Source organism: Streptomyces sp. NPDC006207, assembly GCF_040613835.1.
Lineage (GTDB): Bacteria > Actinomycetota > Actinomycetes > Streptomycetales > Streptomycetaceae > Actinacidiphila.
The window spans coordinates 19,318-33,765 of the sequence record NZ_JBEXSX010000060.1 but is presented as its reverse complement, the minus strand read 5'-3'; the positions used below and the strand labels follow the sequence as shown (position 1 = coordinate 33,765).

General features: G+C 72.2%; 15 protein-coding genes and 1 pseudogene. 8 read left to right on the top strand and 8 right to left on the bottom strand.

Features of this window, described 5'->3' with window-relative positions; all coding sequences use genetic code 11:
• The first annotated feature begins 97 nt into the window (after window positions 1-97).
• The 5 genes and pseudogenes from ABZ312_RS34865 (at window position 98) to ABZ312_RS34845 (ending at window position 3,882) form a co-directional block, all read left to right on the top strand.
• Window positions 98-775 carry a GAP family protein gene (locus tag ABZ312_RS34865; protein ID WP_500439474.1) on the top strand — a complete coding sequence of 226 codons (678 nt, stop codon included), beginning with the start codon at window positions 98-100 and terminating at the stop codon, window positions 773-775.
• Window positions 776-1,607: 832 nt separating this feature from the next.
• Entirely contained in the window at window positions 1,608-2,144 is a 537-nt protein-coding gene (locus ABZ312_RS34860) for a hypothetical protein (protein ID WP_500439473.1), read from the top strand.
• Window positions 2,145-2,213: 69 nt separating this feature from the next.
• Window positions 2,214-2,345 carry a hypothetical protein gene (locus ABZ312_RS34855; protein ID WP_500439472.1) on the top strand — a complete coding sequence of 44 codons (132 nt, stop codon included), beginning with the start codon at window positions 2,214-2,216 and terminating at the stop codon, window positions 2,343-2,345.
• A gap of 194 nt (window positions 2,346-2,539) precedes the next feature.
• A complete protein-coding gene (locus tag ABZ312_RS34850) occupies window positions 2,540-2,695 on the top strand; it encodes a hypothetical protein (RefSeq protein WP_500439471.1) in 156 nt (51 codons plus the stop codon).
• Between the two features lie 12 nt (window positions 2,696-2,707).
• A pseudogene (locus ABZ312_RS34845) lies at window positions 2,708-3,882 on the top strand (DUF4238 domain-containing protein).
• Here the strand turns inward: ABZ312_RS34845 and ABZ312_RS34840 are convergent.
• From ABZ312_RS34840 to ABZ312_RS34825, 4 genes are all read right to left on the bottom strand, one after another.
• Window positions 3,869-4,396, bottom strand: a complete 528-nt coding sequence (locus tag ABZ312_RS34840; RefSeq protein ID WP_500439470.1) for a glycine-rich domain-containing protein — start codon at window positions 4,394-4,396, stop codon at window positions 3,869-3,871. The pseudogene ABZ312_RS34845 and the gene ABZ312_RS34840 overlap by 14 nt on opposite strands.
• Window positions 4,397-4,422: 26 nt before the next feature.
• The gene (locus tag ABZ312_RS34835; RefSeq protein ID WP_500439469.1) at window positions 4,423-4,638 is read right to left on the bottom strand and encodes a hypothetical protein; all 216 of its coding nucleotides are present in this window, start codon (window positions 4,636-4,638) and stop codon (window positions 4,423-4,425) included.
• Between the two features lie 393 nt (window positions 4,639-5,031).
• Window positions 5,032-5,547 (bottom strand): glycine-rich domain-containing protein, encoded by a 516-nt coding sequence (locus ABZ312_RS34830; protein WP_500439468.1) that lies wholly within the window; start codon window positions 5,545-5,547, stop codon window positions 5,032-5,034.
• Window positions 5,548-5,573: 26 nt separating this feature from the next.
• Window positions 5,574-5,798 carry a hypothetical protein gene (locus tag ABZ312_RS34825; RefSeq protein WP_500439467.1) on the bottom strand — a complete coding sequence of 75 codons (225 nt, stop codon included), beginning with the start codon at window positions 5,796-5,798 and terminating at the stop codon, window positions 5,574-5,576.
• A gap of 421 nt (window positions 5,799-6,219) precedes the next feature.
• Here ABZ312_RS34825 and ABZ312_RS34820 point away from each other — a divergent pair, with 421 nt between their 5' ends.
• Complete coding sequence (locus tag ABZ312_RS34820; protein ID WP_500439466.1) at window positions 6,220-7,899, top strand: major capsid protein; 1,680 nt, start codon at window positions 6,220-6,222, stop codon at window positions 7,897-7,899.
• Window positions 7,900-8,116: 217 nt separating this feature from the next.
• Here ABZ312_RS34820 and ABZ312_RS34815 read toward each other — a convergent pair whose 3' ends face one another.
• Together ABZ312_RS34815 and ABZ312_RS34810 are read right to left on the bottom strand one after the other, a co-directional pair.
• Window positions 8,117-10,027, bottom strand: coding sequence for an ABC transporter ATP-binding protein (locus ABZ312_RS34815; protein ID WP_500439465.1), 1,911 nt, complete (start codon window positions 10,025-10,027; stop codon window positions 8,117-8,119).
• 273 nt (window positions 10,028-10,300) lie between these two features.
• Entirely contained in the window at window positions 10,301-10,687 is a 387-nt protein-coding gene (locus ABZ312_RS34810) for a hypothetical protein (RefSeq protein ID WP_500439464.1), read from the bottom strand.
• Between the two features lie 615 nt (window positions 10,688-11,302).
• On the opposite strand from ABZ312_RS34810, the gene ABZ312_RS34805 reads away from it, so the two are divergent.
• A complete protein-coding gene (locus ABZ312_RS34805; protein WP_500439463.1) occupies window positions 11,303-11,725 on the top strand; it encodes a hypothetical protein in 423 nt (140 codons plus the stop codon).
• A 118-nt stretch (window positions 11,726-11,843) separates the two neighbouring features.
• On the top strand, window positions 11,844-12,740 hold the full coding sequence (locus tag ABZ312_RS34800; RefSeq protein ID WP_500323743.1) for a class I SAM-dependent methyltransferase: 897 nt from the start codon (window positions 11,844-11,846) through the stop codon (window positions 12,738-12,740).
• On the opposite strand, the gene ABZ312_RS34795 is transcribed toward ABZ312_RS34800, so the two are convergent.
• Together ABZ312_RS34795 and ABZ312_RS34790 are read right to left on the bottom strand one after the other, a co-directional pair.
• Window positions 12,735-13,595: an alpha/beta fold hydrolase gene (locus tag ABZ312_RS34795; RefSeq protein WP_500323744.1), complete on the bottom strand. Its 861-nt coding sequence runs from the start codon at window positions 13,593-13,595 to the stop codon at window positions 12,735-12,737. The two genes, ABZ312_RS34800 and ABZ312_RS34795, sit on opposite strands and share 6 nt — an antisense overlap.
• Before the next feature lie 56 nt (window positions 13,596-13,651).
• Complete coding sequence (locus ABZ312_RS34790) at window positions 13,652-14,431, bottom strand: dienelactone hydrolase family protein (RefSeq protein WP_500359834.1); 780 nt, start codon at window positions 14,429-14,431, stop codon at window positions 13,652-13,654.
• Window positions 14,432-14,448: the final 17 nt, after the last annotated feature.

The following is a 14,448-nucleotide window of genomic DNA, read 5'->3' as shown; positions in this document are numbered from 1 at the left end:
GGTTTCCTTGACCCTGGTGAGGCCGCCGGCGACGCCCACCAGTCGCGGAAGCGGCCCGGCGGGCCGCCAAGCCCGGTTCCACGGCACGGAGGCAACCATGGGCGCAGTCTTGGGTGACGTACTGGGTTTCGCGGCCGCGGTCGCAATCAGCCCGCTCCCGATCATCGCCATCATCCTCATCCTCGCCACGCCGCGGGGACGTCTCAACGGGGTCCTCTTCGCCCTCGGCTGGATCCTGGGGCTCTCCGCACTGGGTGCGCTGATGCTGGCGATCGCTTCCCCCGCGGGTGCTTCCGCCCACGGTCACCCGGCCCCCTGGGTGGGAGCTCTCAAGCTCGCCCTGGGCGTGTTCCTCGTCCTGTTCGGAGCCCGGCTGTGGCACCGACGCCCGAGGGATCCCTCGCAAGCACAGTTGCCGAAATGGATGGGCGCGATAGACCGGCTTACGCCGGTAAAGGTCCTGGGACTCGGACTGGCCCTGGCAGCGCTCAACGCCAAGAACGCCCCGTTGACCATCGCCGCGAGCGCCGCCATCGGCTCGGCCGGGCTGCCGCTCGGGCAGCAGATCGCATCGCTGGCGATCTTCGTCGTGATCGCCACCCTCGGCCTGTTGGTCCCGCTGGGAGTCTTCCTACTCGGGGGAGACCGGGCGAAGACCACACTCGGTGGCTGGAAGGACTGGGCAGCTCAGCACAATGTTGCCGTGATGGCGGTCCTGTTCTTCGTTCTCGGACTGAAACTGCTCGGAGACGGCATCTCCATCCTCACCTCCTGACAGAGCCACCACACGTTGCGGTGCGGTGCGATCACAGGCGTAGGCCCGCGGCGGCATGTGCATCACGAGCACCAACGTGCAGGGCCACACCTTCCCGCCAGTTCCGGAAAACTGCTCTGGCATCGGCTGGAACCTCATGATCCCCGCCCGCGTGGAGCGCAGCCCGTAGAGCCCCCAGCCGCCCGCCCGGCTGCGCGGGGTCTGGTGCTGCGGCCGGGCGGGCCCAAAACGCGGCCCCGCTGGCACGTCCTTCCCTCCTCGGCGGGGCCGCCCTACTACCTGGGACCCTCCACCGACGCCACGCGCCCGCGCCCCGCCAACTTCGCCCTCGCCCCACAGTTGCATCTGCTTCTGGAGGCACGAGTCACACAGCGGACTGCCCCGACGCCGTAACGGACGCAGGGCTCGAAGCACTTCCGGCAACTGCAGTTCGCGATCCTCGGAGGGGCGGGAGTGGCCATGTCGCGCACAGTAGCCCCAGCCACTGACAAACACGGCTCCCGCAAATTCACCTGTTCGGCCGAAAGGAGTCGCCGCCCCGGCGTCGCCGCCGTTTCATTGCCTTGACCGCATCCGCGTTCGAGTGGGAGGTGGCCGATGTACCACATGCGCCCCGAACACATAGCAACCGCGATCGGAACCTGGCAGCTGTGGCACGCCGTCGACGACAACGGCAACGCTCTGTGCGGACAGACCCTGAGCGACAAGAGGCCTCACACGCCAGGCGGCACCCGCGAGGACTAATGCACCACCTGCATGCACGCCGTCGGCGCCGCAGTGGCCAGCCGCACACGCAAGACCCAAGCCACCTCCCCGGCCGGAGGCGTCCTCGATGCGCACTGAAACCTCGCGACAGCGCGGACGCCGACCGAGGCTCGTCGACCGATGGCGCCAATCAGCAGACCAGCACCTCACCCCCACCAAGAAAGCGCTTGTCGTCACGTGGCTGTCCTTCAGCACCACCTGGGGCACCGTCCGAGTGATCACCCACGGCATCCGCGGCGGATGGCTGCCCTGGGGAAACATCTCCGCTGGCGGCCAACACCTGCACCACTACAACATCGGCATCGCCACGCTCGCAGGCATCGGACTCATCGCAGTCCGCGGCGACCAACGCGCCATCGGACACCCCGCCATCGCAGCCGCCTACGGCGCAGGCACCGCACTCATCACCGACGAGTTCGCCCTGCTCCTGGACCTCAGCGACGTCTACTGGTCCAAACAGGGACGCCTCAGCATCGACGTCTCCCTAGGCTTCCTCTCCGCGCTCGGCGCCTACCTCACCGCCAAGCCCTTCTGGGACGAGGTCGCCCGCGTCACACGCCACCACATCGTCCACGCCGCAAAGCAAGGCATCTCCGCAACCTGAACCACACACGAGTGGTCCCCGCCAGCCCAGGCCGGCAGGGACCCCCGAGTCGGCAGGGGTGGCTGCCTGATGGCGCAGACCTCCGCCGAGCGGGTCGCCGAACTCCACCGCCAGGCCGCTGCCGACTACGGCACACCAGCCGAACGCGCCGCGCGGCACGCCGGGCGAGAAACCCAGCAAGAGCTCGAAGAAGAACCGTGAGGGCCACCGCAACGGCGGCGCCGACCGGGCCGCCGCCGAGGGCCAGCGGTGGGAGGACGACGACCGCGCCCACGAGCGGGTCGGCCGCTGGCGGCGCTGCCGAGGCTGACCATCCCCGTCCGGCTGGGCCGGGCCCGACTTCCCTGCGGGCCCGGCCCCTTTGACGTTCCCCGCCGAGTTGAGAAGCGAGACCCGTGACCGAGACGCCCGACCAGCGGCAGCCGCACGTGCCTGGCGTGAAGTACCGCCTCGTGAGGCGGTTCCGCCCGGAGACGACGGTGATCGATGGCGTGTCCGAGACGCGAGACGTGCCGTACGACACCTGGGAGCCGGTGCCGCCGCGCGACTGAGACGACATCTTCGTGCGGGGCGTGACCGGCGTCGCGGTCGGCGTGACGGTGCTGGCCATCGCGGGCACGAGGGCCGCCATCGGCGGTCTCCTGTACAGGGTCGTGCCCGCCGCCGTCAGCTACGGCACGGCCCTCGTCCACTACCTTGCTCGGTTCGCGAACGAGTCCGGCCAGATCATCCGCGTGCCCCTGCCGGGCACCACCCGGAGCAGGGTCTCCATCAACGACGCCTCCGTGGTCAAGGACTTCTACCTGATGGAGACCGAGAAGGGCGTCTACTCGGACGCCATCGAGGACGCGCTCGGCGAGATCGAGGGTGCCGCGGCCGAGGCCTTCCGCAAGGTCGTCGACGAGCACCAGTGGCCGCCCGCGCCCGAACACCGTATAGCCATCGCCATTGGGCAGCCGCTCAGTTTGTCCGCGTGCCCGGTTTCCGGCAGCAGGCCAACGAGGTCGCGGACTTCGTCTTCAAGATGCAGGTCGCCGTGGGAGGCAAGAAGCAACTCCGGACGATGATGGAGCGTGCTTACGAGCGCCAGGTTACCGACGAGGAAATTGATGAGCAGTGGGAGACGATGACCGACTTCGACTCCTACAACCTGACCGAGCACCGGAACCGGCACCTGAGGTCCATGGCTGGGCTGATGCCGCGGGCAGCAGCCCACTTCCACAGCCGCCCCTGGGGTTTGGTCCGCTTCGAGCGGAAGGCGCTCACGACGACTGACGACCCGGTGGTTCTCCTGCGGAACCCGAAGGCGTCGCCGCACGACGGCGTTGGACTGGTCACGGCCCTACAGATCCTCGTCCCTCTCGACCGGCGCGTGGCGTTGATCATCGACAACGAGAGCAACGAGGGCGACAACCTCACGCAACCGACGGCCGCCTTGGCCAGAACGGTCAACCAGCACGTGGCGATCAACGCCCACAGGGCGATCTTCCATCACCCGGACGACCGGCCGCTGGAGGGCTTGGAGCTGCGCGACCCGGCGGAGAAGGAGATGCGGATATCCGGCCATCCAAGCGACTGGCTCATGCCGGACGGCTGGCCGTCGCGGAAGAAGGCGTCTCAACTCGGGTCGGCGCTCGGGAGATGGCGGACGACAGCCAGGAAGGCATCTGACGCCTGGCTGACCGCGCCCGGCGCACCGGATGGTGCGCCGGGCCGCCGGCGGTTTACCACCAGATGACGACGTATCCGGGGCCGCCGTTCTCGCCGAAGGCGGGGAGGCCGATGGTGCGTGCGCCGCCTGATCCGCCGATGCCTGCGCCCTGGGGTGCTGGCTGGATGATGCCGTCCACCGCAGGACGGCCTCCCTGGCCACCCGGCTCACCGATCGGACCGGTGAGGGTGCCGTTTGCGCCGTTGTTGCCTTGGCGGACCGTGCCCTGGCCAGGACAGTCGGCCGTGCCACCGACGCCACCGGCTGTAAATCCCCCGAGCGCGCCGCCACCGGCGGTTACGACCTCGCCGAGACCGTTGTCCACCGTGCTGGGTGTGCCAGGGAAGCCGCTTGCGGGCCCGCCCGCTCCTCCTGTGCCGACGTCTACCGCGACCGGTGTGCCCGGCTGGACGGTGAGGACGCACCAGGCGAAGCCCCCGGCGCCGCCACCGCCTCCGGTGTGAGCGAGGTCGCCTCCTCCACCGCCCCCGCCGGCCCCCCATGCCTGCACGAAGACCGTGGTGACGTCGGCGGGCGGCATGAATTGACCGTCGCTCTGGAAGTCCATCAGGCCGTGAGCCGGGGCGACACCGGGCAGGCCCTGGGGTCCGGCAGGTCCGGCAGGTCCGGCCGGTCCGGCGGGCCCGGCAGGTCCCTGCTGGCCGGTCTCGCCCGGAAGTCCCTGCGGCCCGGCGGGTCCAGCAGGTCCAGCAGGCCCCTGCGGGCCGGGAGGCCCAGGCGGGCCGGGAGGTCCGGGAATGCCGGGGCGGCCCGGGTGACCATGGCCCGGGCGGCTGGGGCAGTAACCGGGGAAGTAGGGGAAGAGGAAGCACGGGTCGGCGAGCCCGGCTTGAGCGTTGAGCTTCACGGCGGCGGCCTCGCCACCGTCGGCGTACGCGGCGCCCGTCAGAGCACTGGACGCCAAGGCCACGCTCACGGCCGCCGTCAACCACGCCCGAGGTATGGCTATTCGAGACAACATGTCACCTCCAGGAAGGGGCCCCGCCGCGAACGGCAGCCGCCGCTACCTGTCATCGACGGCAGCGAGCCACCCGCAAGAATCGCCCTGCATAATTCGACGTGCACTTTCAGTAGCCGACCGAGTGACCCCCCCCAGGACAGCCCCTGAAGACGCGGCGCCCGGCGCGCCAGGTGGCGCGCCGGGCCGCCTGCGCTCTACCACCAGATGACGACGTATCCGTCGCCGCCCGCCGCACCCGGAGCATCGGTGTCGCTGCCGCCGTCGCCGCCCTCGCCCGCACCGGTCGGCGCCGGCTGGACCACACCGTCCACCGCGGGACGACCGCCCTGGCCCGGGGCGCCCGGTAGCGGGTTGCCCTCCTGGCCGTCTGCGCCCGTGCGGACGGTGCCCTGCCCAGGACAGACGCCCGTGCCACCGCTGCCCCCGATGAGCAGCGACGCGCCCCCGCCGCCGCTGGCCGACACGACGCCGCCCAGGTTGTTGTCCACAACGGTCGGCGTGCCCGGAGAACCGTTGGCCGGGCCGGCGCCACCGGCACCACCGGCGCCGACGTCTACCGCGACCGGTGTGCCCGGCTGGACGGTGAGGACGCACCAGGCGAAGCCGCCGCCACCGCCTCCGGCGCCGGTGATCGCGCCGCCCCCTACGGCTCCGCCCCCGCCGGCGCCCCATGCCTGCACGAAGACCGTGGTGACGTCGGCGGGCGGCATGAATTGACCGTCGCTCTGGAAGTCCATCAGGCCGTGAGCCGGGGCGACACCGGGCAGGCCCTGGGGTCCGGCAGGTCCGGCCGGTCCGGCCGGTCCGGCGGGCCCGGCAGGTCCCTGCTGGCCGGTCTCGCCCGGAAGTCCCTGCGGCCCGGCGGGTCCAGCAGGTCCAGCAGGGCCAGCAGGGCCAGCAGGGCCGGGAGGTCCAGGCGGGCCGGGAGGTCCGGGAATGCCGGGGCGGCCCGGGTGACCATGGCCCGGGCGGCTGGGGCAGTAACCGGGGAAGTAGGGGAAGAGGAAGCACGGGTCGGCGAGCCCGGCTTGAGCGTCGGGCTTCACGGCGGCGGCCTCGCCACCGTCGGCGTACGCGGCGCCCGTCAGAGCACTGGACGCCAGGGCCACGCTCACGGCCCCCGCCCAAAACGCCCGAGGTATGGCTATTCGAGACAACACGTCACCTCCAGGAAGGGGCCCGCGGCGGGCGGCAGCTGCCGCTACTGGCAGAGAGGGGCGGTCATCAACAGCCGCGAGCCCAAAGCAAGAATCGCTCTGTGTGTCGAGGTGTGCACACTGAGTGGCCGACCGGGTGAGTCCCGCGGGGCCCCTGGCCTAGCTCGGCTTCCCGCATCGTTCGCATGACGGTCTGGCTATGCTAGGCGGACAGCGTCGCTGGTTATGGGCCGGACGGATCGTGATCGTTCACTGGAGATCCGTCCCATGCCGGAGTTCGAGCTTCCCGAGGACATCACTTCCCTCGACGACCATGCGCTGGCGGGATGGGGCCCGCGGCGCTTTCGCTCAGCTGTCCGCCGCCGACAACGTCACCCCCGATGGCCTGGTCCGCATGCGCGAGCCGGCGGCCGGTGTCGAAGCGATCCGCACCGAGCAGGCCGCCCGGGTCACGGCCGCCGAAGAGGCCGCGCTGAGATCGAGGCCCTGGCCGCGCAGGTCCGCGGCGACGAGGGCGGCGACGCGGCCCCCGAGGTCGAGCCGGAGCCGGTGGTCGAGCCGGCCACCGCCGCTGCCGTGGAGCCCCCGGCGCCCGTGGAGCCTGAGTCGCCCCCGCAGGCGCAGACCGCGTCGATGGCCCGCCGCTCCCTGAACCTGTCGCACGTCCGGCAGCGTCAGCCCCGCGTCCTGCCGGAGCCCCCGACGCCGACCACCAGCATCACCGCGGCGGTCGACGTCTCCGGCTACACCCCGGGCTCGGCCCTGGAGTTCGGCCAGATCACCGCCGGGATCATCTCCCGCGCGAACGCCCTCAAGATCGCGGGCGGCGGGGTCGGCCAGGTCATCTCCTACCGGCACCCGTACCCGCAGGAGCTGATCGTCACCGACTCCTCGTCGGCCCCGGAGGGCACCGAGGTTGCGATGCGCGCGGCCGACCAGCGGCGCCTGCCGCAGAGCAACTTGGTCGCGTCCGGCGGCTGGTGCGCCCCGTCGGAGACGCTGTACGAGATCACCGACGTCTCCTGCCCGGACATGCTGTGGGACCTGCCCGAGGTGCAGGTCGCCCGGGGTGGCCTGCGCTACTACAAGACCCCGTCGCTGGACGTCGGCGCGCTGACCTGGGTCCACACCGAGGTCGACGACATCTCCGGCGCCACGAAGCCCTGCTTCAAGGTGCCGTGCCCGGACCCGGTCGAGGTCCGCTGTGACGCGGTCGGTGTCTGCCTCGAGGCCAGCATCTTGACGCAGCGTCACTTCCCGGAGCTGGTCTCCTGGTACCTGCGGAACACGATGGTGGCCCACGAGATCCGTATCCGCTCCGAGCTGTGGACGCAGGCCGTCGCCCTCGCCACGCCGGTCGCCATCCCCGCCACCTTCGGCGCCGTGTCGGCGATCTTCGCCGCTGTGGCACTGCAGGCCGCCGACATGATCGAGCGCCACAGGTTCTGTGACTCGATCAGCCGCGAAGTGGTCTTCCCGTGGTGGTCGCGGAACCTGTTCCTCGCCGACATCGCCCGCCGTAACGGCGTCAGCATCGACGAGGTCTCCAACGCCGACGTGCAGGACGTGTTCAGCCCGCTCGGCGTCCGCATCCAGTGGGCCCGCAACCTCACCCCGGCCGTGCCGACCGACATCGGCGGCGCCACCCCCGCCACGGCCTGGCCGGACGAGGTCTCGTTCCTGATCTACCCGGCCGGCCAGCTCCAGCTGTGCCGCGGCGAAGAGGTCAACCTCGGCGTCATCCACGACAGCACGAAGTTCTCCACGAACGACTACACAGCGCTGTTCGCGGAGGAGTGCATCGCGCTCATCGACCGCTCCGTCGACACGCGGTACGTCACCGTCTCGGTCTGCCCCTCGGGCACCACCGGCGGTCAGCAGCTCCTGACCTGCCCCGCAGTCTGATCCCTGCCCGCCCCAGTCGTGCCGGGCCCGTCCGAGGCGCGGGCCCGGCACACCCCTATGAACACGAAGTCGAGCAGTGACCGCAGGTCTGCGAAGGTACGTCGAGGCCTGCTGCTCGCCGAAGCCAAGGTGGCGCCGCGAGTGTCGAGGTCAAAGGCGGTGTGGCCGCGGCCACACGAGAGCGGGAGGGAACGGGGTAGGAAGCGATAGTTCGCTATCAAGCGGGTTCTACCGCTGCAGGTCGGCGCAGAGTGCCTGGTAGGACGCCCTCCTCGCGGAACTGCGTGCGGTACAGCTCCGCGTACCGGCCGTCCGCCGCCAGGAGTTCCGGGTGCGTGCCGCGCTCCACGATGCGGCCGTCCTCGACGACGAGGATGAGGTCGGCGGCGCGCACCGTGGAGAGGCGGTGGGCGATGACGACGGCGGTGCGGTCGGCGAGGGCCTCGGCGAGGGCTTCCTGGACGGCGGCCTCGGAGGTGCTGTCGAGGTGGGCCGTGGCCTCGTCGAGGATGACCACGCGCTGGCCGGCCAGGAGCAGCCGGGCGATGGTCATGCGCTGGCGCTCCCCGCCGGAGAGGCGGTAGCCGCGTTCGCCGACGACGGTGTCGAGGCCGTCGGGGAGTTCGGCGACCAGACGGTCCAGACGCGCGCGGCGCAGCACGTCGCGCAGTTCCTCGTCGGTGGCCTCCGGCCGGGCGAGCAGGAGATTGGCGCGGATGGTGTCGTGGAAGAGGTGGCCGTCCTGGGTGACCATGCCGACCGTGGCCCGCAGCGAGGCGGCCGTCAGGTCGCGGACGTCGGTGCCGCCGACGCGGACGGCGCCCCCGTCTGCGTCGTAGAGGCGGGGCAGCAACTGCGCGATGGTCGACTTCCCCGCGCCGGACGAGCCGACGAGCGCGACGGTGTGGCCGGGTTCGGCCCGGAAGGAGATCCCGTGGAGGACCTCGCCGCCGGCGCGGGTGTCCAGCGTCGCGACCTCCTCCAGTGAGGCCAGCGACACCTTGTCGGCGGACGGGTAGCCGAAGCGGACGTCCTCGAACTCGACGGCGACGGGCCCGTCCGGCACCGGGCGGGCGTCGGGGCGGTCGGCGATGAGGGGCCGCAGGTCGAGTACCTCGAAGACCCGCTCGAAGCTGACCAGGGCGCTCATGATGTCGACGCGCGCGCCCGCAAGTGCGGTCAGCGGCGCGTAGAGGCGGGTCAGGAGGAGGGCGAGGGTGACCACGGAGCCGGCGTCGAGGGCGCCGGTGAGCGCGAAGTGGCCGCCCAGTCCGTAGACCAGCGCCAGCGCGAGGGCGGAGACGAGGGTGAGGGCCGTGATGAACGCCGACTGTGCCATGGCGGTCCGCACGCCGATGTCCCGTACCCGCCGGGCACGTTCGGCGAAGCGGGCCGACTCGTCGGCGGGCCGGCCGAAGAGCTTCACCAGGGTGGCGCCGGGTGCCGAGAAGCGCTCGGTCATCTGGGTGCCCATGGCGGCGTTGTGGGCCGCGGCCTCGCGCTGGAGGCGGGCCATGCGGGTGCCCATGCGGCGCGCCGGGACGACGAAGACCGGGAGGAGGACGAGGGCGAGCAGGGTGATCTGCCAGGACAGGGTGAGCATGACGCCCAGGGTCAGCAGGAGGGTGACGAGGTTGCCCACGACGCCGGAGAGCGTGTTGCTGAACGCGCGCTGGGCGCCGATCACGTCGTTGTTGAGACGGCTGACGAGGGCGCCGGTGCGGGTCCGCGTGAAGAAGGCGACCGGCATGCGCTGGACGTGGTCGAACACGGCGGTGCGCAGGTCGAGGATGAGGCCCTCGCCGAGGTTCGCGGACAGCCAGCGGTTCAGCAGCCCGAGGCCCGCCTCGGCCACGGCGATCACGGCGATCAGCACGGCCAGCGTGGTGACCCGGCCTGGGTCGCCGCCGGAGACGATGGCGTCGACGATCCAGCCGGCGAGGACCGGGGTCGCCACGGCGAGCAGCGCGGTCACGGTGCTCAGCAGGACGAACTGGGTGATGCGGCGCCGGTGGGGCCGGGCGAAGGCGCCGACGCGGCGCAGGGTGTCGCGGGCCAGGGGGCGTCGGTCCTGCGTGGCGTTCATGACGCTGTGCAGCTGGGTCCAGGCCGTGGTCTCCATGCTCATGCAGTGACCGTAGAACCTCGACCGACCTTGAGGTCAAGCGACCCCGCGAATGCGCCGGATCCGGGGTGCCCGCACCCGGTCCGGTTACTGGATGTGCATGACGACGTGCCCGAGGCGATGCTCGCCTCGAGGGGCGGCTACGGGCTCGACGGTCGGCTCCGGCTCCGCGGGCTCCTCCCAGCCGTGGCCCCCGGCTTCGCCACGCCGCCGCCCTCCCCTGGGCGCCGACGCGGCCCGCCCGGCACCGTGGGCGGGCCGCTTCGTCGTCCCGGGCTACGTCACGGGCAGGAACGGCTTCTTGCAGTGCATGCAGATCATCTGCTTCAGCCACTCCGCACGCTTGCGCTGAGAGGTCTGCTCCTTGCCTCGCTCCCGCGTACCCCACACCGCCCCGCCGACCGTCACCAGCAGCCCCAGCAGGATCACCCCCGACACCAGCAGCGCCACCCCGAACCCGGCCACCAGCAGCGGCCCGATCAGCGCTGCCTTCTCCTCCGCCGGTTGCGCGAAATCCTTCTTCAGCGCCGAGCCCGGATCCATCGTCGCCACGTACAGCTCCAGGCTCTGCACCTGAGTCGACCCGCATCGCTTGCACTGCAACACCGCCACCGCATCCCCCGATCCGTCGACAGACAACGAGAATGCGGGCCACTCCGCCAAGTCGACAAGATGACAAAACGCCTCATGTAGAGGTTCCGGGGCCCGGGGATCACCCGGTCCGGCTACTGGATGTGCATGACGAGGTGCCCGAGGCGAGGCTTGATGCGGGCCCGCCGCTGTCCACGACCGCTCACTCTCCCCAATGGCGGTACCTGCCGCCCGTCGTGGGCCGTTCCTGGAGGTGACGTGGTGTCTCGAACAGTCATGCCCCGCGTGGTGCGGGCGGTGGTCACGAGCGTGGTCCTGGCGGCCGGTTCGATGGCGGGTGCGGCCTACGCGGTCGGCGCGGACGGTGGCCCCGCGCCCGAGGCCGGCGGACCCCAAGCCGGGAAGCGTGCGGCCCAGCCGTGCTCATTCTTCCCGTACCTGCCCTGGCACTGCCCGGGCCGGCCCGGCCGCCCCGGTCCACCGGGGCCCCCTGGTCCGCCGGGACCCTCCGGTCCCTCCGGCCCTCCCGGTCCGCAGGGACCCGCCGGCCCCGCCGGCCCCGCCGGGCTTCAGGGTCCGCAGGGCGGGACCGGTCCGCAGGGACCCGCCGGGCCCGCCGGACCGGGAGGTCCCCAGGGGCCCGCCGGGCCTCAGGGGCCGCCCGGAACCGCAGCCGCCCACGGCCTGGTGGACTTCGACGACGACGGTGTGTTCGTGCCCCCCGCCGCGGTGACCACACCGGTCGCGGTGGACGTCGGCGCCGGCGGCGCCGGTGGCGCCGGCGCGGCCAACGGTGCTCCAGGGACGCCGACCGAAGTGGACAACAACCTGGGCGGCGTCGTGTCGGCCGGTGGGGGCGGGGGCGCGTCGCTGCTCCTCGGCGGCAGCGGTGGCACGGGCTTCTGTCCCGGGCAGGGCACCGTCCGCATGGGCGCGGACGGCGGGATGGGCAACCCGCCACCCGGCGCCCCGGGTCAGGGCGGCCGCCCCGCGGTGGACGGCGTCGTCCAGCCCGCTCCGCCCGGTGCGGGCGAGGGCGGCGACGGCGGCAGCGACACCGACGCTCCGGGTTCGGCGGGCGGCGACGGATACGTCGTCATCTGGTGGTGACGCACCGCCCTCCGGTCCGAGTGCGCCCGCCCTCGCCTCACGGCCTCCCCGGGATTCCGGCCGGAGATCGATATCCTCGCGTCCAGTTCGGCGGACCACCTTCTCCAGGGAGAAGCTCATGCCACATTCGGGAGAGACCGCGGACGCGATTCCCCGGCCGCAGCGGTTCGCCGACGTCGAAGGCTGGTTCTGGCCGGTCGACCAATTGCTCTTCGACTGGTTCCTGCGCCGGCAGAGCAACCTCGAACACCAGGGTGACCTGCTGGAACTCGGTGCCTACATGGGGAAGAGCGCCATCTTCATGGGCGGCTACCTCCGTCAGGGGGAGCGGTTCACGGTGTGCGACCTGTGGGATTCCCCGGCCGTGGACGACCCCAACAGCGCCGAGATGAATTCGGCGTACGCGACGCTCACCCGGCGCGCGTTCGAGGCCAATTACCTGTCGTTCCACGACCGGCTCCCCACGATGGTGCAGGCCCCCACATCGGTGATCACCTCGCACGTCGGCGCCGGGAGCTGCCGCTTCGTGCACGTCGACGCGTCGCATCTGTACGAGCACGTCTCCGGCGACATCGCGGCCGCCCGCGAGCTGCTCGTCCCGGAAGGCATCGCGGCCTTCGACGACTTCCGGAGCGAGCACTGCCCGGGAGTCGCCGCCGCCGTGTGGGCGGCGGTGGCGACGGTCGGACTCAAGCCCGTCGTGGTCACGAGCACCAAGCTCTACGGCACCTGGGGGGATCCGGAGCAGGTCCGCGAGGAGCTGCTGCGGTGGCTGAGGACGCGCCAGGACCTGTGGCACGCCGTGGACCAGGTGGCGGGAGTGCCCCTGATCCGCATCAGGGGCACGAAGGCGAAGTCCCCGGCTCTGCCGGTCTCCCGCCACGAGCCGGTCAACGGGTACCCGTCCCCGTTCGGGGAACGGGCCTCCGCCGCCCGCCGCCTGGCCAAGGACCTCGTCCCTCCGGTCCTGGCCCGCGCCGTGCGGTCGGCGTGCCGCCGGCGCCGGACGTCATGAGGTGCTGAGCCCGTCCTCACCCTTCAGGAACGCCGCGACGGACGTCACGAAGCGGCCGGCGTCGTCGAGCCAGGGGAAGTGCCCGGCCCCGGGCTGGACGACGAGCCCGGCGTCCGGGAACAGCGCGGCGAACTCGGCGACCGTGGCCGGGGGCGCCCCGAGGTCGACCTGCCCGGCGAGCAGGAGGACCGGTGACGCCAGCCCGGCGAGCGCGGCACGGGTGCCGTCCGGGTCGAAGGCGCCCTCGGCACCGAAGGCGGATACGACCTCGTCGCTCATCTGCTCCCGTTCCGCCGCCTGGTGGGCCCGCGCCACCTCGTCCCAGCGGCCGTAGGAGAACGGCGCTACGGCCTGCCACCGCTCGGCGGTGGCCTCGCCCGCCACGATCGCCTCCAGGGCCGCGAACGCCTCCGGGAACCACGGTTCGTCCCGGCGCAGCAGGGCCGTCTCGCGCCGGAGGCCGCCCGTGATGGGGAGGCCGACGGCCCGGACGCTCGGCGTGACGAGGACGAGGCTGCCGACCCGGTGCGGATGGCGGCCCGCGTACTGCGCGGCGAGGTTGGCCCCCGCGCTGTGCGCGAGCACGTCCATCCGGTCGAGGCCGAGGTGCTCGCGCAGGGCCTCGACGTCGTCGACGAGCCGGTCGCAGCGGCAGGAGGCGATGTCCCGCGGCATCGCGGACCGGCCGGTGCCCCGGAGGTCCAGCCTGATCAGCTGCTGGTGCGCGGACAGGCCGCCGAGGTCACCGAGGTACACGGAGTCCTGCGGCCCGCCGGGCAGGCAGAGCAGCGGGCGGCCCGAGCCGAGGACGTGGTAGGCGAGCTCGGTGCCGTCGTACGAGGGGAAAACGGGCATGGCGGAGTTCCTTTCGGCGGTGCTGGGGGAAGCGCGGTACCGGGGGGCCCGGAGGGTCAGTGCTGTGCCTGTCGCGCGCCGGGGTGGTCCCGGACCAGACGGCGGGCGAAGAAGCGCTGTTCGCTCTCCACCTCGGACGTGGGCAGCTCCATGTGCCGGCCCGGGTTGGCGCGGAGCGTCTTGTCGCGGGAGGCGAAGGCGTCGAAGAGGGCGAGGGACGACGACCGCGGCACCAGCTCGTCGTCCCACTGCAGGAGGAAGCGGACCGGGACGGTGATCCGGGCCGCCGTCCCGGCCAGGGACTGGTGACCGAGCAGCCCGAACACGGCGGCGGTGATCCGGGGTTCGGCGGCCACGAGCGGTACGCCGACGGCGGTGCCCAGCGACACGCCCCAGAACCCGACCGGGGCGTCCGGGCCGACACGGCCGTGGGCCTGCAGGGCGTCCAGGGTGGCCCGCCACTCCGGGACGGCGCGGGTGGCCAGCGCCGCGTTGTGGGCCGCGATGAGCGGGGCGACGGGCCCGCCCGAGGCCACCGCCTCCCTGATGCGTACCGCGGCGGCCTCGTCGGCGGCGGTCCGCGGGCGGTCGCCGTGCCCGGGTGCGTCGATGGCGGCGACCGCGAAGCCGCCGGTCGTCACATGGTGGTGGGCGCGGGCCAGGAGGCCCGGGGCCTTTTTGTCCCGGCCGCCGCCGTGGGCCAGCAGGATCAGCGGGCGGTCGCCCGCCGCGTCGGCGGGGGCGTCGGCGGGGGACCAGAGCACGCCGGTGATGTCGCCGAGGACGAAGAGGTGTTCCGAGACGCCGTTCGCGGTCGTCTCCGAGAGGAAGCGCATGGCTCGATGCCTTTCGG